The organism is Microbacterium sp. AB (assembly GCF_032878875.1).
Lineage (GTDB): Bacteria > Actinomycetota > Actinomycetes > Actinomycetales > Microbacteriaceae > Microbacterium > Microbacterium betulae.
The window spans coordinates 1,265,898-1,283,716 of record NZ_CP118157.1 but is presented as its reverse complement, the minus strand read 5'-3'; the positions used below and the strand labels follow the sequence as shown (position 1 = coordinate 1,283,716).

Annotated in this window: 15 protein-coding genes; 6 read left to right on the top strand and 9 right to left on the bottom strand. The window is 71.9% G+C overall.

Translation table 11 applies throughout. From position 1 onward, the window contains the following. Positions 1-82: 82 nt before the first annotated feature. The 5 genes from N8K70_RS06075 to N8K70_RS06055 all read right to left on the bottom strand — a co-directional run bounded on the left by N8K70_RS06075 (position 83) and on the right by N8K70_RS06055 (position 6,637). On the bottom strand, positions 83-2,149 hold the full coding sequence (locus N8K70_RS06075; RefSeq protein ID WP_317140707.1) for a beta-galactosidase: 2,067 nt from the start codon (positions 2,147-2,149) through the stop codon (positions 83-85). Beyond that, positions 2,146-3,042, bottom strand: coding sequence for a carbohydrate ABC transporter permease (locus N8K70_RS06070; protein ID WP_317140706.1), 897 nt, complete (start codon positions 3,040-3,042; stop codon positions 2,146-2,148). The genes N8K70_RS06075 and N8K70_RS06070 overlap by 4 nt, the downstream gene beginning before the upstream one ends. Next, positions 3,039-3,980 (bottom strand): carbohydrate ABC transporter permease, encoded by a 942-nt coding sequence (locus N8K70_RS06065; protein WP_317140705.1) that lies wholly within the window; start codon positions 3,978-3,980, stop codon positions 3,039-3,041. Before N8K70_RS06065 ends, N8K70_RS06070 begins: the two co-directional genes overlap by 4 nt. A gap of 1 nt (position 3,981) precedes the next feature. Beyond that, positions 3,982-5,289 carry an ABC transporter substrate-binding protein gene (locus tag N8K70_RS06060; protein WP_317140704.1) on the bottom strand — a complete coding sequence of 436 codons (1,308 nt, stop codon included), beginning with the start codon at positions 5,287-5,289 and terminating at the stop codon, positions 3,982-3,984. A gap of 163 nt (positions 5,290-5,452) precedes the next feature. Further along, the gene (locus N8K70_RS06055) at positions 5,453-6,637 is read right to left on the bottom strand and encodes an ROK family transcriptional regulator (protein WP_317140703.1); all 1,185 of its coding nucleotides are present in this window, start codon (positions 6,635-6,637) and stop codon (positions 5,453-5,455) included. Positions 6,638-6,760: 123 nt separating this feature from the next. Between N8K70_RS06055 and xylA the strand changes: the two genes are divergently transcribed. From xylA to N8K70_RS06035, 4 genes are all read left to right on the top strand, one after another. Beyond that, the gene (gene xylA / locus N8K70_RS06050; RefSeq protein ID WP_317140702.1) at positions 6,761-7,951 is read left to right on the top strand and encodes a xylose isomerase; all 1,191 of its coding nucleotides are present in this window, start codon (positions 6,761-6,763) and stop codon (positions 7,949-7,951) included. 11 nt (positions 7,952-7,962) lie between these two features. After that, positions 7,963-9,360, top strand: coding sequence for a xylulokinase (gene xylB, locus N8K70_RS06045; protein ID WP_317140701.1), 1,398 nt, complete (start codon positions 7,963-7,965; stop codon positions 9,358-9,360). A gap of 159 nt (positions 9,361-9,519) precedes the next feature. After that, positions 9,520-10,536, top strand: a complete 1,017-nt coding sequence (locus tag N8K70_RS06040; RefSeq protein ID WP_449406849.1) for an NYN domain-containing protein — start codon at positions 9,520-9,522, stop codon at positions 10,534-10,536. Next, positions 10,536-11,285: a sulfite exporter TauE/SafE family protein gene (locus N8K70_RS06035; RefSeq protein ID WP_394357826.1), complete on the top strand. Its 750-nt coding sequence runs from the start codon at positions 10,536-10,538 to the stop codon at positions 11,283-11,285. The genes N8K70_RS06040 and N8K70_RS06035 overlap by 1 nt, the downstream gene beginning before the upstream one ends. On the opposite strand, the gene N8K70_RS06030 is transcribed toward N8K70_RS06035, so the two are convergent. From N8K70_RS06030 to N8K70_RS06020, 3 genes are all read right to left on the bottom strand, one after another. Further along, positions 11,270-12,238 carry a nucleoside hydrolase gene (locus N8K70_RS06030; protein ID WP_317140698.1) on the bottom strand — a complete coding sequence of 323 codons (969 nt, stop codon included), beginning with the start codon at positions 12,236-12,238 and terminating at the stop codon, positions 11,270-11,272. The two genes, N8K70_RS06035 and N8K70_RS06030, sit on opposite strands and share 16 nt — an antisense overlap. A gap of 46 nt (positions 12,239-12,284) precedes the next feature. After that, entirely contained in the window at positions 12,285-13,361 is a 1,077-nt protein-coding gene (locus N8K70_RS06025; protein ID WP_317140697.1) for a 3-deoxy-7-phosphoheptulonate synthase, read from the bottom strand. A 166-nt stretch (positions 13,362-13,527) separates the two neighbouring features. Continuing rightward, positions 13,528-16,047: an ATP-dependent Clp protease ATP-binding subunit gene (locus N8K70_RS06020; protein ID WP_317140696.1), complete on the bottom strand. Its 2,520-nt coding sequence runs from the start codon at positions 16,045-16,047 to the stop codon at positions 13,528-13,530. 122 nt (positions 16,048-16,169) lie between these two features. Here N8K70_RS06020 and N8K70_RS06015 point away from each other — a divergent pair, with 122 nt between their 5' ends. Further along, positions 16,170-16,910, top strand: a complete 741-nt coding sequence (locus N8K70_RS06015; protein WP_317140695.1) for an EI24 domain-containing protein — start codon at positions 16,170-16,172, stop codon at positions 16,908-16,910. 6 nt (positions 16,911-16,916) lie between these two features. Here N8K70_RS06015 and N8K70_RS06010 read toward each other — a convergent pair whose 3' ends face one another. Beyond that, positions 16,917-17,312, bottom strand: coding sequence for a histidine kinase (locus tag N8K70_RS06010; RefSeq protein WP_317140694.1), 396 nt, complete (start codon positions 17,310-17,312; stop codon positions 16,917-16,919). Positions 17,313-17,537: 225 nt separating this feature from the next. Here N8K70_RS06010 and N8K70_RS06005 point away from each other — a divergent pair, with 225 nt between their 5' ends. Continuing rightward, positions 17,538-17,786, top strand: a complete 249-nt coding sequence (locus N8K70_RS06005; protein WP_067025888.1) for a WhiB family transcriptional regulator — start codon at positions 17,538-17,540, stop codon at positions 17,784-17,786. Positions 17,787-17,819: the final 33 nt, after the last annotated feature.

Below are 17,819 nucleotides of genomic sequence, written 5' to 3'. Positions count from 1 at the left end.
TTGACTGCTCCTGACTCGCGCGCGCATGGGCGTGCTGTGATGGACGGGACCTCGAGGCGGGTCGGGCGGCGGACGGGAGCACTCATGCCGAAGACACCTCGACCGGCGCGTCCCGCTCGACGCGCACGACCGCCGCCTCGCCCGCCGCGAGCGAGAGCCCGCGCGCGGCGTCGACGCCGCTGAGAAGGTCGGCGCCGGACGCCACGACGCGCACGTCGACGTCGCCGTGATGCAGCAGGAACACGAAGTCATGCCGGGCGCCGCGGCGACGGACGGCCTCGACGCCCCGTTCCCGCGCCCCGCGCGCCGTCTGCGAGACGCCGGCCGCCTCCGCCTGCCCGGCGAGCAGCCGATCGCGCGACTCCTGGACGAGCCTCGCCGACGCGTAGACGACCGTTCCCGCTCCCCGCCGTGCGACGGTGATCGCCGGCATCCCGGCGAGCGGCCCATCGGCGTAGGAGGCGAGCGCCGTCGCCTCGTCGAGGACGACGCGCTCCGTCCACTCCTCGACCCACGAGCCGTCGTCGAGGGCGACCTTCTCGCCCGGGGCGAGAGGGAGGATCTCCTCGGAGCCCGCGCCGAGGAGATCGCGGAGCATGGCGGGATAGGGACCGTCGCCGATGCGCTGGTGTTCGTCGGCGACGCCCGTCAGGAACGTCACGACGAGCCGCCCGCCCTCCTCGACGTAGCGGCGCAGCCATTCGGCGGTCTCCTCCGGCAGGGAGGCGAGCGCGGGCACCACGAGCAGGCGGTACCTCGACGCGTCGGCGCCCGGGCGCACGAAGTCCGTCGCGATGCCCGCTCGCCAGAACGAGCGGTGGGTGGCCCGCACCTCGTCGGGGTACGCGATCGCGTCGTTCGGCAGATGAGGCGTCTCGAGCGCCCACCATCCGTCCGCGTGCCACACGATGCCGACGTCGGCGTCGAGCACGCGGCCGTCCGCGGGCGGCTCGACGACCTCGGAGAGCGCCTCGAGCATCCCGCCGAGCTCCTCGACCGCCGCGAACGCGGCCGACTCCCCGCCGGAGTGCGGCACGAGGGCCCCGTGCCACTGCTCCGCGCCGCCGGCGCCCGCCCGCCACTGGAAGAACAGCGAGCTCTGCGAGCCCCGCGCGATGTAGGCGAGGGAGTTGCGGATCATCCGTCCGGGCGACTTCGCGAACGTGCGGTCGCCCACCCGGATGCCGCGCGCGTTCTGCTCCATCAGCACCCAGGGACCGCCGGCCCACGAGCGGGTGAGGTCGGAGCCGTAGGCGACGTGGGCTTCGGCGTCCGGCCCCGTCGTGTCGAGGTAGTGGTCGATCGAGACGACGTCCTGCGCGTCCGCCCACGACCACTGCTCGAGGTGGTTCCAGGTCGGGAGCATGAAGTTCGTCGTGACCGGCGCCCGCGAGCCCGCCGCCGCGATCTCGGCCTTCTGCTCGGCGAACGCCGCGAGCATCTCGTCGGACGAGAAGCGCCGGAAGTCCACCGCGAGCGCGGGGTTGTGAAGGTACTGCGTCGCGCGCGACGGCAGGATCTCCTCCCAGGAGCCGTAGCGCTGCGACCAGAAGGCGGTGCACCAGGCGGCGTTGAGGGCGTCGATCGTGCCGTAGCGCGCACGGAGCCACCGACGGAACGCCGTCGCCGCGTGCGGCCCGTGGTCGATCGTGCCGTACTCGTTGTGGACGTGCCAGCCGCGCAGCCGGGGATGACGACCGTACCGCTCGCCCAGCAGGCGGGCGATCCGGCGAGCGGCGGCGCGGTATGCGGGCGCGCTGATCGCGTACGTGTCGCGCGAGCCGTGCGACAGCACCACGCCGTCGGCGCGCACCGGCATCGCGTCGGGATGGGCCAGCGTGAACCACGGCGGCGGAGACGCGGTCGGCGTGGCGAGGAAGAACCCGATGCCCGCCTCGTCGAGGAGACCGACGATCTCGTCGAGCCAGCCCGTGTCGTACTCCCCCTCGCGCGGCTCGAGAAGCGCCCAGGAGAACACCCCCAGCGTCACGGTGTTGACCTTCGCCCGGCGCATGAGCGCGATGTCCTCGCGCCACGTCTCGCGCGGCCACTGCTCCGGGTTGTAGTCGCCGCCGAAGAGGAGCCCCTCCGGAGCGTAGGGCGTCGTCGCCACGGGGGCTCCCGTCGTGTCGCGGATCGAGGCGTTCATCCCTTGAGCCCGCCGCTCACGAGATCGAGGCGCCAGTAGCGCTGGAGCACGAGCATCATGATGATGAGGGGGATGATCGACACCGCGGCGCCGATGACGGCGAGGCTGTACAGCGACGGCGTCCCCGACCCCTTCGAGAGCAGGGTGTAGAGCCCGACGGTGAGCGGGTACATCCGCTCGTCGGAGAGCATGATGAACGGCAGCAGGAAGTTGTTCCAGATGCCGACGAACTGCAGCAGGAAGATCGTCACCATGCCGGGCACCATCATCGGCAGCGCCACCGACGCGAACACGCGCAGGTCACCGGCGCCGTCGATGCGCGCGGCCTCCATCATCTCCGACGGGATGGCGCTCGCCGCGTACACGCGGGCGAGGAAGATCCCGAAGGGCGAGATGAGCGACGGCAGGAGCACCGACCAGTACGAGCCGGCGAGACCGATCCTCGACATCAGCAGGTACTGCGGGATGGCGAGCGTGATGCCCGGAAGGAGCACCCCGGCGAGGATCGCGTAGAACCACGCCTGTCGGCCCGGGAAGTCGTACTTCGCGAGGGCATAGCCCGCCATCGTGGAGACGAGGGTGGACAGCAGCGCGCCGCCCCCCGCGTAGACGACGCTGTTGAGCGCCCAGATGCCGAACTGCCCGTCGCCGTAGCGGAAGAGGTCCGCGAGGTTGTCGAAGAGGCCCGTGCCCGGCGCGAAGGTGAACGTCGTGAACAGCTCGGTGTTCGACTTCGTCGACGCGACGACGACCCACAGGACGGGGACGAGGCAGTAGATCGCTCCGAGGACGAGCACGATGCTCGCGATGACGGGACGCCGCTCGCGTCGTCGCGGCGCGATGCTCGACTCCGGCGTCGTCCGCGCGGCGCGTGCTGCGGTGAGCGCGCTCATCCGTCGCCTCCGAACGAGCTGCGCTGCGTCGCGCGGAGCACGACGATCGAGACCACGAGCGTGCCGAGCGCGAGGACGACGGACGACGACGCGGCCAGCGACAGATCGTCGCGCGCGAACGCGTCGCGATAGATCTGCATGAGAGGGACCCAGGTCTGGGAGATCTCGTTCGTCATGGGCCGGAGGGTCGTCGGCTCCCCGTAGACCTGGAGCGTCCCGATGAGCGAGAACAGGCCGGTGAGCACGAGCGCGGGCGCCACGAGCGGGATCTTGATGCGCCATGCGATCGCCCGTTCGGTGGCGCCGTCGATGCGTGCGGCCTCGTAGATCTCGCTCGGTATCCCGCGCAACGAGGTGTAGATGATGATCATGTTGAAGCCGACGCCGCCCCAGACGGCGATGTTCGCGATCGCCGGATACAGACCGCCGCCGGAGAGGACGACGACGTCGGGGAGGCCGAGCTGGTTCAGGATCCAGTTGAGCGGGCTCGTCGAGGGGAGATAGAGGAACCCCCACAGGAGCGAGGCGATGACGCCGGGGACCGCGTAGGGGATGAAGATCGCCACGCGGGAGAACCTCGCGGCGCGGATGCGCGGCAGATCGAGGAAGAGCGCGAAGAGCAGCGCCAGTCCGAGCGTGAGCGGCACGGCGATGAGACCGTAGATCGCGAGCCGCCCGAAGCCGGCGAGGAACTCCGCATCCGTGAAGGTGCGGACATAGTTCTCGAATCCGACCCAGGTCTCCTCGCGCACGCCGAACGGCCCGCCGCCTCCCACGCGCATGCCCCGGAAGCTGAGGGAGACGGCGTACGCCATCGGCACCGCCAGGAACGCGATGAAGAGGACGCCCGCAGGAAGCAGGAAGAGATAGGGAGCGGCCCAGCGGCGGTGCGCGGGTCGTGAGGGGGCGCGCGACGGCGCGTCTGCGACGGCGCTCATGTCACTCGACGTGGACGGTGAAGCCGGAGGTCTCCATGTCGGCCGCGACGGCCCTCTCCGTCTCCGCGAGCGCGTCGGAGAGGGGAGCACCGTTCGTGACGGCTGCCGACATGGCGTCCTGGAAGGCGGTGGAGGCGACGTTCACGTTGGGCCCCCAGCTGATCTCGGGGATCGTGTCCGCGGCGATGTCGGCCGCGATCCGCCAGTAGTCGTCCTGCCCCTCCATGAGGATCGGAGGCTCGCTGCCGACCGTCAGCTCCTGACCCGCGAGCGACGCGGGATAGGTGCCCTGCTCGATCTGGATCGCGGCTCCCTCCTCGGACGTGGCCATCCACGCGGCGAACTCGGCCGCCGCCTCCGCATGCTCGGAGGAGGTGGTCACGATCGCGGCGGACCCGCCCTGGAACGCGACGGCGGAGTCGCCTTCGGTCCACTGCGGCAGCGGCGCGAGCGCCCACTGGCCGGCCATGTCGGCCGCGACGCCGTTGATGACTCCCGCGGCCCACAGCCCGGCGGGCCAGGCGAGCACGTCGCCGGCGTTGAGCCGGGCGTTCCACTCCGGCGTGAGCAGCGGCTCCGCGAGCACGAGGTCGCGATCGATGAGATCCTGCCAGTAGTCGGCGACGGCGACCGAGGCCTCGTCGTCGAAGTCGACGGTCCAGGCGTCCCCGTCGACCGACCACCATTCGGCGCCCGCCTGCTGCGCGAACCCGGCGAAGCCGCCGAACTCGGCGGGAGCGAAGGTCGTGATGTACGCATCGGGGTCGGCCGCCCGGACCTTCTCCGCCGCGTCGGCGAACTCGGCCCATGTCGTCGGCACCTCGATGCCGAGCTCGTCGAAGCGCGCCCGGTTGTAGGTGAGCGCCTGGGGGCCGGCGTCCTGGGGCACGCCGTAGCTGGCGCCGTCGAACGTCGCCTGACTCCACACGCCGGGCGCGTACTCCGCTTCGAGGTCCGCGGTGTACGCGCTGATGTCGGAGGCGACGCCCGCGACGATCATCGCCGGCAGGGTGTTGTACTCGACGAGGGCGACGTCGGGGGCGTTGTCGGCTCGCGTCGCCGTGACGAGCTTCGCCGACGAGTCGGATCCGCCTCCCGCGTCCGTGTGCGCGACCTGGATGTCGGGATGGGTCGCGTTCCACGCGTCCACGAGCGGCTTCTGGGTGGTGCCCCACGCCCAGTACTCGAGCGTGATGGGGCCGTCCTCGCCGGCGCCGTCGCGTGTGCCGTCATCGCCGGAGCATCCCGCGATGACGACGCCGGCGAGCGAGAGCCCGACCAGTGCGACGGTCAGTCTGCTGCGTTGCATTTCACATCTCCTTCGACGTGGACGTCGAAGCGAGGAAGGGGAGGGACGGTGCTTCGACGTCACCGCCGCCATTATGTCGCGGGACGAAACAAAATGTCAACGGCCATGCCGACGAGCGGCGGCGGGCGCGCCGTCCGCCCCGGGGCGAGCCGGTCCGATCGAATCAGACGAGCTCGCTGATGGCCGTGATCGCGGCGCCCCACGCGTAGTCCGCGAACTGGAACGGCTGCAGGATCACGGTCGGCGGCTCGGCGGCGGGGTCGAGCCGCTCGCGCACCGCCGTCGCCAGATGCTCGGGAGCGTACTCGGCCACGGCGAGCCCCTCCCCCGTGACGATGATCCGCTCGGGGTCGACGAGGTTGGCGAGGGAGGCGACGACCGCCCCCAGCGCCTCCGCGGCGGCGAGGAAGGCGGTGTGGGCGCGCGCCTGGCCGGCGCGTGCCGCGGCATGGCTCTCCCGAAAGGCGCTGCCGCCGGCGTTCCGGAGGATGGCCGGGATGGTGACGTACGCGGAGACGCAGCCGACGTGCCCGACATCGCAGCTCGGCCCGTCCGGCGTGACGGGCAGGTGCCCGACCTTGCCGGGGTGCCCCCTCGCCCCCCGGACGGGCTGATCCCCGACGACGATGCCGCATCCGATGCCTGCGCCGAGCCCGATGACGGCGAGAGAGGAGCTCCCCACGCCCGCGCCGAACCAGTGGTGAGCGGTCGTGAGCGCCTGGACGTCGTTGCCGACCGACACGGGCAGCTCCACGGACTCCTCGATGAGCGCCTGCAGCGGCACCTCGTCCCAGCCGAGGAAGGCCGAGCCCACCACGACGTCGCCCCCGCCGGACGGGTCGACGCGCACGTCGCCGGCGAGGCACACCCCGATCGCGGCGATCCTCGGAAACCGCTCGCGCAGACGCGCAGCGGTCCGGACGATGAGCGCCACCACGTCGGCGACGTCACGGGTCACGAGCGGCTCCCCCTCGGAATGCCGGATCTTCGCGCTCAGATCGGTGACGACCGTGTAGAGCGAGTCTCCCGTGAGCTTGAAGCCGATGAAGTGCGCCGCGTCCGGGACGATCGCGATCATCTCCGACGGCCGGCCGCGGCCCTCCGCCGGCGAAGCGCTCGTCTCGCGGACGAGACCGGCGTCGCCGAGCTCCCGCGTGAGACGGCTGAGGCTGGCACGGGACAGGCCCGAACGCCGCGTGAGGTCCGCACGCGATCGCGTGCCGTGCACGAGGACGTCGAGCAGCACGGTGCGCTGCGCGTCGCGCAGCTCCGGCCACCGCCAGCGCCCGGACGGCGCAGAGGAGCGCTCGGGGCGGCCGGGCGAGCCGATGACACCTGCGTCGGTCATCCCGTCCTCTCTCGTCGACGACGTCTTGCCCTGCAACGATAGAACGGACTGGCTCGCGGCCCGCGATCAGTGATAAGTTCAGAGTAACAACATTTCACCGACGATGCTGAAGGCGGTTCATCCATGTCTCTCATCCCCACCAAGGCCGACAGGTTCTCGTTCGGTCTCTGGACCATCGGCTACAACGGCACCGACCCGTTCGGCGGCCCGACCCGCCCGCCGCTCGACGTGGTGCACGCGGTCGAGAAGCTCGACGAGCTCGGCGCCTACGGCCTGACCTTCCACGACGACGACCTCTTCGCGTTCGGCTCGACCGACGCCGAGCGCCAGAAGCAGATCGACCGCCTCAAGGACGTGCTGGCCGCCACGGGCGTGGTCGTGCCGATGGTCACCACGAACCTCTTCAGCGCACCCGTCTTCAAGGACGGCGGCTTCACGTCGAACGACCGCCAGGTGCGCCGGTTCGCCCTCCGCAAGGTGCTCCGCAACCTCGACCTCGCCGCGGAGCTCGGTGCGAAGACCTTCGTCATGTGGGGCGGACGCGAGGGCGCCGAGTACGACTCGGCCAAGGACATCCGCTCCGCCCTCGAGCGCTACCGCGAGGCCGTGAACCTCCTCGGCGACTACGTGACCGACAAGGGCTACGACATCCGCTTCGCCATCGAGCCCAAGCCGAACGAGCCCCGCGGCGACATCCTGCTGCCCACGCTCGGGCACGCGCTCGCCTTCATCGACTCGCTCGAGCGTCCCGAGCTCGTGGGCCTCAACCCCGAGGTCGGCCACGAGCAGATGGCCGGCCTGAACTTCGCCGCGGGGATCGCCCAGGCGCTGTACCACGGCAAGCTGTTCCACATCGACCTCAACGGCCAGCGCGGCATCAAGTACGACCAGGACCTCGTCTTCGGCCACGGCGACCTGCACAACGCCTTCGCCCTCGTCGACCTCCTCGAGAACGGCGGCCCCGGCGGCGCCCCCGCCTACGACGGCCCCCGGCACTTCGACTACAAGCCGAGCCGCACGGAGGACGAGACCGGCGTGTGGGACTCCGCGTCGGCGAACATGCGGACCTATCTCCTCCTCAAGGAGCGCGCGGCCGCGTTCCGCGCCGACCCCGAGGTGCAGGAGGCGCTCGAGGCGGCCAAGGTGCCCGAGCTCGCGCAGCCGACGCTGAACGAGGGCGAGTCGTACGACGACCTCCTCGCCGACCGCTCGGCGTACGAGGACTTCGACACCGACCCCTACCTCGGCGGCAAGGGGTTCGGATTCGTGCGCCTGCAGCAGCTCGCGACCGAGCACCTGCTCGGCGCGCGCTGAGGGAGGCGGGGGTGACTCTCGTCGCGGGGGTGGATTCGTCCACGCAGAGCTGCAAGGTCGTCATCCGCGACCTCGCCACCGGCGACATCGTCCGCACCGGCCGCGCCACGCACCCCGACGGCACCGAGATCGACCCCCGACACTGGTGGGACGCCCTCCAAGCCGCCCTGACGGACGCCGGCGGACTCGACGACGTCACCGCGATCTCCATCGCCGGCCAACAGCACGGCCTCGTCGCCCTCGACACCCACGGCGAGGTCATCCGCCCCGCACTCCTGTGGAACGACACCCGCTCCGCCGACGCCGCGACCGCCCTCACCGCCGAGATCGGCGCGGCCGCATACGCACAACGCACCGGCCTCGTCCCCGTGGCCTCCTTCACCGCCACGAAACTCCGCTGGCTCGCCGACACCGAACCCGACAACACCGCACGCATCGCCGCCATCGCCCTCCCCCACGACTGGCTCACCTGGCGACTGCGCGGCTACGGACCCGCCCGAGAGTCGACACACGGCCCCGTCCTCGACGAACTCATCACCGACCGCTCCGACGCCAGCGGCACCGCCTACTTCGACCCCACCGCCCACGCCTACGACCACGACCTCCTCACCCGAGCCCTCCGACACGACACCACCCACATCGTCCTCCCCCGCGTCCTCCACCCCGCCGACCACGTCACCGGCCCCGGGCTCCTCATCGCCCCCGGCGCCGGCGACAACGCCGCCGCCGCCCTCGGCCTCGACGCCCACACCGGCGACATCGGCATCTCCCTCGGCACCAGCGGCACCGTCTTCGCCGTCACCGACATCGCCATCCACGACCCCACCGGCACCATCGCCGGCTTCGCCGACGCCACCGGCGGCTACCTCCCCCTCGTCACCACCCTCAACGCCGCACGCGTCCTCGACACCACCGCCACCCTCCTCGGCGTCGACCACACCACCCTCGCCGACCTCGCCCTCACCGCCGAACCCGGCTCCGCAGGACTCGTCCTCCAACCCTGGTTCCAAGGCGAACGCACTCCCAACCGCCCCGACGCCACCGCCACCCTCTACGGCATGACCCTCGCCTCCACGACACGCGAGAACCTCGCCCGCGCCGCCATCGAAGGCATCCTGACCGGCCTCGCCGAAGGACTCGACGCCATCCGCGCCCACGACGTCACCGCAGACCGCATCCTCCTCATCGGCGGCGCCGCACAAAACCCCGCCGTACAGACCATCGCCGCACAGGTGTTCGACGCACCCGTCACCATCCCCGAACCCGCCGAATACGTCGCCCTCGGCGCCACCGTCCAAGCCGCCTGGGCACTCACCGGCACCCGACCCGAATGGCCACTGCACACCGCGACGACCCTCCCCCTCGACACCCGACCCATCATCCGAGAGCAGTACGCCGCGCGTCGGTGATGATCCTCGCACCCGGCTCCCGCGCATCCGCCGCGACGCGACTACGCTCGAAAGAGCATGCCCGCACATCCGCGCGTGCGAACGCCCCGAGGAGACACCGTGCCCGACACCCATGACGACGGCCGCGTGGCCGTCTACCTCGACTTCGACAACATCGTGATGTCGTGGTACGACCGGGTGCACGGGCGCAACTCGTACAGCCGCGACCGCGCGCGCATCGCCGAGAACTCCCAGGACCCGGAGATCGTCGAGCGGCTCGCCCGCGCGACCGTCGACGTCGGGGCGATCATCGACTACTCGGCCTCGTACGGCACGCTCGTCCTCACGCGCGCGTACGCCGACTGGTCCTCGCCGGTCAACGCCGTCTACCGCCAGCAGCTCGTCGCCCGTGCGGTCGATCTCGTGCAGCTCTTCCCCGCGGCCGCGTACGCGAAGAACGGCGCCGACATCCGTCTCGCCGTCGACGCCGTCGAGGACATGTTCCGGCTGCCCGACCTCACCCATGTCGTGATCGTCGCGGGCGACTCCGACTACGTCCCCCTCGCGCAGCGCTGCCGCCGGCTGGGACGCTACGTGATCGGCGTGGGCGTCGCCGGGTCCACGGCGAAGTCGCTCGCCGCGGCATGCGACGAGTTCGAGCCCTACGACACGCTCCCGGGCGTGCAGGTGCCCTCGCCGCCCCCGCGCAGGGCCAAGGCCGACGAGAAGGAGAAGCCGGCGCCCGCCAAGGACGCCGCGAAGGGCGCCGCCAAGGTCGAGGCGAAGGACGCCGCGGAGCCCGACGTGAAGGAGGCAGCCGACGAGCACCCGTCCTCCTCCGGCGAGTCCGAGGCGAAGACGAAGCCGCGCACGCGCCGCGGGACGAAGGCGAAGGTGCAGGAGAGCCCGCCCGAGACGCCCGAGACCTACCCGGCCTTCGGCGAGACGCCCCCCGAGGACCTCCACGCGGCGGCCTCGCGCCTGCTCGAACGCGCCCTCCGGATGGGCCAGGGCAAGGGGGACGACGCCGGCTGGCTCCACAGCTCCGCCGTGAAGCAGCACATCCGCCGGATGGATCCCTCGTTCAGCGAGAAGGCGCTCGGATATCGCTCCTTCTCCGATTTCCTGAAGTCCCGCGAGGACCTCGCCGAGCTCGAGGAGACCGGCCACGAGCGCCTCGTCAGGCTGAGGGCGTGATCGCGGGGCTCACCCCGCTCGTCTGGACCGTCCTCGCCATCGGCGCCCTCGTCGTCGGGCTCTCGAAGACCGCGGTGCCCGGTGGCGGCACCGTCGCCGTCGCCCTGTTCGCGGCGGTCCTCCCCGCCAGGGAGTCCACGGGCGCGCTGCTGGTCCTGCTCATCGTGGGCGACATGTTCGCGCTGCTCTCGTACCGACGCCACGCCGACTGGAGTGTCATCGCGCGGATGGCGCCGGCCGTCGTCGTCGGGCTGGCGGCCGGATGGGCGTTCCTGGCGATCGCGGACGACGCCTGGGTCCGTCGGCTCATCGCCGTCCTCCTGCTGCTCGTCGTCGCGGTCACGCTGTGGCGCCGCCGGCAGCAGGCCCGTTCCGGCGCGGAGCCCGCCGTCGGGTCCGGAGCGGTCGCCGCCTGGTCGTACGGGTCGCTCGGCGGCTTCACGACCATGGTCGCGAACGCCGCCGGGCCGGTGATGTCGATGTACTTCCTCGCGGCGAGGTTCCCCGTGAAGGCGTTCCTCGGCACCTCGGCGTGGTTCTTCGCCCTCGTCAACGTCGCCAAGCTGCCCTTCTCGATCGGCCTGGGCATCGTCACGCCCTCGTCGCTCCTGATGGACCTCCTGCTCGTTCCCGCCGTCGTCGTGGGCGCGCTCGTCGGGCGTCGCCTCGCGGGCCGCATGGACCAGGTCCTCTTCGACCGGCTCGTGATCGCCCTCACGATCGCCGGCGCGCTCTACCTGCTGCTCTGATCCGGCCCGCCGGCGATGAGGTCGACCATCCGCTCCTCGAATCCCGGCCGCACCTCGAGCACGACCCGGTGACGCGCGCCCTCGACAGCGGGCCATCCGCGCCACATGCCGCGCAGATCCGCGACCGTCCGTCCGCGATCGGGACCGTGCGTCGTGTCGATCTCGACGCCGACGACCGGCGCGACGAGGGTCTCGACGAGCCCGCAGGCCACCCCGAGCGCGAGGGCGTCGTGGTTCGCCGACGCCCGCTCCCCCGTGACCCCCTCGTAGAAGCCGAGATAGAAGTCGAGGATGTCGGCGGCGTAGCGGCTCGCGCGGCCCCCCGCCGCGAGCCGCGCCCGGTGATCGTCGGTGACGCGCGATCGCATCGTCACGTCGAGTCCGACCATCGTGACCGGCCAGGACGCCTCGAACACGCGCTGGGCGGCCTCCGGATCGTGCCAGATGTTCGCCTCGGCGGCCGGAGTGACGTTGCCGGGGACGAACGATGTCCCGCCCATGATCGTCACACCGCGGACGCGCGAGGGCAGCCCGGGGTCGGCGTCGAGCGCGTGCGCGAGGTTCGTGAGGGGGCCGACGGCGACGATCTCCAGCTCGCCCGCGTGCTCGCGGCCGAGGCGCAGCAGCAGCTCCACGGCGCTCTCCGGCGCGAGCGCGGGGACGTACCGTGGATCGGCGCATCCGCCCTGTCCGTCGTCCCCGTGCACGTGCGTCGCGAAGTCGACGACCTCGCCGCCGAGGTAGGGCCCTTCCGCGCCCCGCGCGACGGGGACGTCGGCGCGTCCGGCGAGATCGAGCACGTACGCCGTGTTGCGCGCGGCCTGCGAGACGTCGATGTTGCCCCAGGTCGTCGTGCAGGCCAGCAGCTCGACCTCGGGAGCACGGCATGCGGTGAGGATGGCCAGGGTGTCGTCGATGCCGGTATCGACATCCAGCACGATCTTCGTCGTCACCGCTTCAGGGTATTCGGCGCGCATTGCGGGGAGATGACGGGCCGGCTCAGCCGCGGCGCCTCCGCACGCCGTGCGCCAGCCGCGCGAGCACGCCCTCCGTCGCCTCCCAGGACATGCACGCGTCCGTCACGCTCTGCCCGTACACGAGCCCCTCCGGTCCCGCCGCGACGTCGAGGCGCTGCGCTCCGCCGACGATGTTGCTCTCGAGCATGACCCCCGCGACGGCCCCGCCCGCGGCCACCTGCTCCGCGAGCCCGGCGGCGACCTCCGCCTGACGCACGTGGTCCTTGCCGCTGTTGCCGTGGCTCGCGTCCACGATCAGCCGCGGCGACAGGCCCGCCGCGGCGAGCCGCTCGCTCGCCCGCCGCACGTGCTCGGGCCCGTGGTTCGGCCCGTCGGCGCCGCCGCGCAGGATCACCGATGTGTCGGGGTTGCCGGTCGTCGTGACGAGGCCGGCGCGTCCGTCGCCGCCGATTCCGAGGAACGCCTGGGGGCCCGACGCCGAGACGGCGGCGTCGACGGCGACCTGCAGGCCGCCGTCCGTGCCGTTCTTGAAGCCGATCGGCATCGACAGGCCCGAGGCGAGCTGGCGATGGATCTGGCTCTCCGTCGTGCGCGCCCCGATCGCGCCCCATGCGACGAGATCGGCGATGTACTGCGGGCTCAGGGGCTCGAGGAACTCCGTCGCGGTCGGAAGCCCCAAGGCGGCGACGTCGAGCAGGAAGCGCCGGGCGGCCCGCAGGCCGGCCTCGACGTCGTGGCTCCCGTCGAGGTGCGGGTCGTTGATGAGGCCCTTCCACCCCACCGTGGTGCGCGGCTTCTCGAAGTATGCGCGCATCACGACGAGGAGGTCGTTGCGATGCCGCTCGGCCTGTGCGGCGAGCCGCCGGGCGTAGTCGAGCCCCGCGACGGGATCGTGGATGGAGCAGGGGCCGGCGACGACGAGCAGCCGGTCGTCGTCGCCCGCCATGACCGCGCGCACCGCTTCCCGGCTCCGCCGGACGAGCGAGGCCTCATCGGGCCCGGCGGGCAGCTCCGCCGCGATCTCGGCGGGGCTCGGGATGGCCGTGAACGCGGCGACGTGCAGATCGGAGACGGCCGGTGCGGCCTCGAGAGTGGTCATCGTGCGGGGTCCTGTCCGTGATCGGCGGCGGACCCTGCGCAGAGCCCGCCGTGACGGCGAAGGGCAGAGCTTTCGCTCTGCCCTGTCGGCTCTTGAGGGTGCGGGTAGCGCTACATCGCCGCCGGCCCCTCCAGAGCCGACTCGAGATACGCATACCAGCGCTTGGTCATGAGGAAACCCTAGCGTACGCGCGCACCACGATCTCGCCGTCGACGACGTCGAGCGCGGCGTCGCCGCCGTCGGCGAGCTCGCCGCTCACGAAGAGGTCGGCGATGCGGTCGTCGACCTCCCGCTGGATGAGCCGACGCAGCGGACGCGCGCCGGACTCGGGCTCGTAGCCGCGCTCGGCCAGCCACGCGACGGCGGCCTCGGTCACCTCCAGCGTGACCTCGCGCCGGGCGAGCCGTTCGCGGGTCGCGCCGAGGAGGAGGCCGACGATGCGGCCGAGCTGCTCCTCGTCGAGCCGGCGGAACAGCACGATCTCGTCGATCCGGTTGAGGAACTCCGGCCGCATCGACTCGCGCAGGCGCCCCATCACCCGATCGCGCAGATCCTTCTCGTCGAACTCGCGCCCCGTCGCCGAGAAGCCGATCGCACCGGAGCGCGATGTGAGGAACTCGCTTCCGAGGTTCGACGTCATGACGACGACCGTGTTGCGGAAGTCGACCGTGCGCCCCTGCCCGTCGGTCAGCCGGCCGTCGTCGAGCACCTGCAGCAGCAGGTTGAACACGTCGGGATGGGCCTTCTCGATCTCGTCGAACAGCACGATCGAGTACGGGTTGCGCCGCACGCGCTCCGTGAGCTGCCCGGCCTCGTCGTATCCGACGTATCCCGGAGGGGATCCGACGAGCCGCGACACGGTGTGCCGCTCGCCGAACTCGCTCATGTCGAAGCGCACGACGGCGCTCTCGTCGTCGAACAGGCTCGTCGCGAGCGCCTTGGCCAGCTCCGTCTTGCCCACGCCCGTCGGGCCGAGGAACAGGAAGGATCCGACGGGACGATGCGCGTCGCCCATGCCGGTGCGACTGCGCCGGACGGCCTTCGCGACGGCCGCGACGGCGTCGTCCTGCCCGACCACGCGCGCGTGCAGCTCGTCCTCCAGCGTCGCGAGGCGCTCGCGCTCGCTCTCGGTGAGCCGGTTCACGGGGATGCCCGTCGTCCGGCTGATGACCGCCGCGATCTCGGGCTCGCCGACGACCGCGCCGACGCCGTCGCCGGGTGTCGTGGCCTCGGCCAGACGCGCCTGCAGGGCGACGATCTCGTCGCGGACGCGCGACGCCTCCTCGTAGTGCTCGGCCGACACCGCGGCGTTCTTCTCCCCCTCGAGCTCGGCCAGGCGCGCGACGAGCTCCTGCGTGTCCACGGGGGCGCCGAGACGGAGCCTCAGGCGCGCGCCGGCCTGATCGATGAGGTCGATCGCCTTGTCCGGGAGCACGCGCTCGGTGAGGTAGCGGTCGCTCAGCTCGACCGCCGCGCGCAGGGCGTCGTCGGTGTAGCTCACGCGGTGATGCTCTTCGTACGCGGGGCGCAGGCCCTGGAGGATCGCGACCGCGTCGCCGATCGAGGGCTCGCCCACGCGCACCGGCTGGAAGCGGCGCTCCAGCGCCGAGTCCTTCTCGATGACGCGGTACTCCCTGAGGGTCGTCGCGCCGACGAGGTGCAGCTCGCCGCGCGCGAGACGGGGCTTCAGGATGTTGCCCGCGTCCATCGCCCCGTCGTTGCCGCCGCCTGCGCCCACGAGCATGTGGATCTCGTCGACGAACAGGATCAGCTCGTCCTTGCGGGCCGCGACCTCGTCCATCGTCTTGGTGAGGCGCTCCTCGAAGTCCCCGCGGTACCGCGTGCCGGCGAGCATGGCCGGCAGGTCGAGTGAGACGACCCGCTTGTCGCGGAGCTGGTCCGGGACGGCGCCCGCGACGATGGCGGATGCGAGCCCCTCCACGACCGCCGTCTTCCCCACGCCCGCCTCGCCGACGAGCACCGGGTTGTTCTTCGTCCGGCGCGAGAGGATCTCGATCGTCTGCTCGATCTCGTCGGCGCGTCCGATCACGGGGTCGAGCTCTCCGGCGAGCGCCCGTGCCGTGAGGTCGGTGCCGTACTTCTCGAGCATCGAGCCGCCGCTCGCGCCCTGCTCGGGCGTCGCGGGCGCGGCGCCGGGCGCCGTCGCCTCGCGGACGCCCTGGGTGAGCGCCTCCGCCGTCACGCCGGAGCCGGCGAGGATCTGGCCGGCGGGCGTGTCCTGCGCGAGCACGAGGGCGAAGAAGAGGTGCTCGGGATCGATGTAGGTCGACCCGGACGAGCGCGCGACCTGGAAGGCGTGGAACAGCGCTCGCTGGACGGCCTGCGTCACCGCGGCCGTGTCGACCTCCGCCGCCTCGCCGGGCCGCGGGAGCCTCTCCTCGGCGGCGCGGCCGATGGCGGCGACGTCGCCTCCGACCCGGCCGACCGCATCGGCGACGGCGGGGTCCTCGACGAGCACGCGCAGCACGTGCAGGGCGTCGAGCTCGCGCTGGCCGCGTTCGAGGGCGAAGCGCCCCGCCCGCTGCAGAAGCTCCTGCGTACGTGCGCCCAGGAAGCGGCTCAGATCGATGGAGCGTGTCACGCGAGCACGCTCGCCCTGCAGGTAGCGGGCGAGGAACTCGTCGAACGAGCTCGGGCCGTCCTGGGGGAAGTTGTTCTCGGGCATATCCCGTCGTCTCCTCGAAGTTGCGTCGATCCGTGTCAAGTATGAGAACTTGAGTCGGACTATATCAAGTCAAACGGATGAGCCCGTCCGGTATTCCCGCCGCCGTTTGGTTACATGGAGGGATGAGCGAGTTCTGGCAGGGCGTGCGCACCCTCTTCGCGGGGTTCGGATGGTGGCGCCGACGCCCGCGGACGATGGCGGCGGCGCTCGTCCCCGGCGCCGTCGTCGGCGCGCTCATGACGGCGGGGATCATCGCCCTGGTCGCCTTCCTCCCCGCGCTCGTCGACGCGCTCACGCCGTTCGCCGACGACGGGGGCGCCTTCTGGGCGATCGCCGTGCGGATCCTCATCGGCATCGCCGTCCTCGCCGGCGGGATCGTCCTCGCCGTGACGACCTTCACGGCGCTCACCCTGCTCGTCGGCGAGCCGTTCTACGACCGGGTCTGGCGCTCGGTCGAGGAGGAGGCCGTCGGCGGGGTGCCCGAGGCGCGCTACGGGCTCTGGCGTTCCGCACGGGATGCGTTCTCGCTCGTCCTCCGGGGTCTCGGCGTGGCCGCCCTCTCCGTCGCCATCGGCTTCGCGCCCCTCGTCGGCGCGCCGCTCGCCGCCACGACCGGCGTCGCCCTGAGCGGCTGGATGCTCGCCGACGAGCTCACCGCGCGCGCCCTCTCCGCCCGCGGGCTCGGGCCCCGGCGGCGGCGTGCGCTGCGGCGCGCCCGCCGCGCACGCGTGTGGGGCTTCGGCGTCGCCACGCACCTGTGCCTCATGGTGCCGCTCGCCGCGATCGTCGCGATGCCGGCGGCGGTCGCCGGCAGCACGCTGCTCGCGCAGGCGCTCCTCGACGACGAGGCCGCGCGTCGCTGATCCCCGTCAGCCGGCGTTCCCGTGGGCCTCGGCGCGACCGGCGTCGCGCGTCGCGAGCAGGACGACCACGAGCACCGTCACGGCCGGCAGCCCGAGGGCCGCCCCGATCCCCCACTGGGCGTACGCGCCCGTCACGGACCCCACCGCGATCGCGATGACGAGCAGCTGCACGACGATCGCGCCGGAGCGTCCCCACGACCGCCCCGCCCCGATGCCGAGGGCGAAGGCCCCCACGGCCACGGCGCCGACGACCGTCAGGACGACGAGCGCGATCGCGCTCGGAAGCGACGTGACCTCGGCGGTGCCGAGCGTCACGGCCTGCCATCCGGCGAGCGCGAGCATGCCCACCGCCTCCAGCGCGACGAGGACCGTCGCGATCCGCACGATCGGAGGCACCGGCATCCGCTCTCCCGCTCTTCGTCTCTCACACCGTTCACGGCGTGCCATCAGGGAACGGAGAGAAAAAACTCTTGCCCGAAATCGACGCGTGTATGACAATTGTTAACGGTGTGTTTCCCACAGCGTGGTGGGTCGGAGCCGAGACGGCCCGACGCACATCCAGCGTAACCCACCCGATTCGTCACGCTGTGCTTTCTCTGAGAAACCCACCCCGCAAGGAGCACCCCTATGGACTGGCGCGACAAGGCCGCCTGCCTCACCGTCGACCCCGAGCTGTTCTTCCCCGTCGGGAACACCGGTCCGGCGATCGACCAGATCGAGAAGGCGAAGTCGGTCTGCGCCCGCTGCACGGTCACCGAGGTCTGCCTGCAGTACGCCCTCGAGACCGGCCAGGACTCGGGAGTCTGGGGCGGCCTCAGCGAGGACGAGCGCCGTGCCCTCAAGCGTCGCGCCGCCCGCGCGCGCCGCGCGTCCTGACGCGTTGACAGGAGAGAGGCCCCGCTGCGGCGG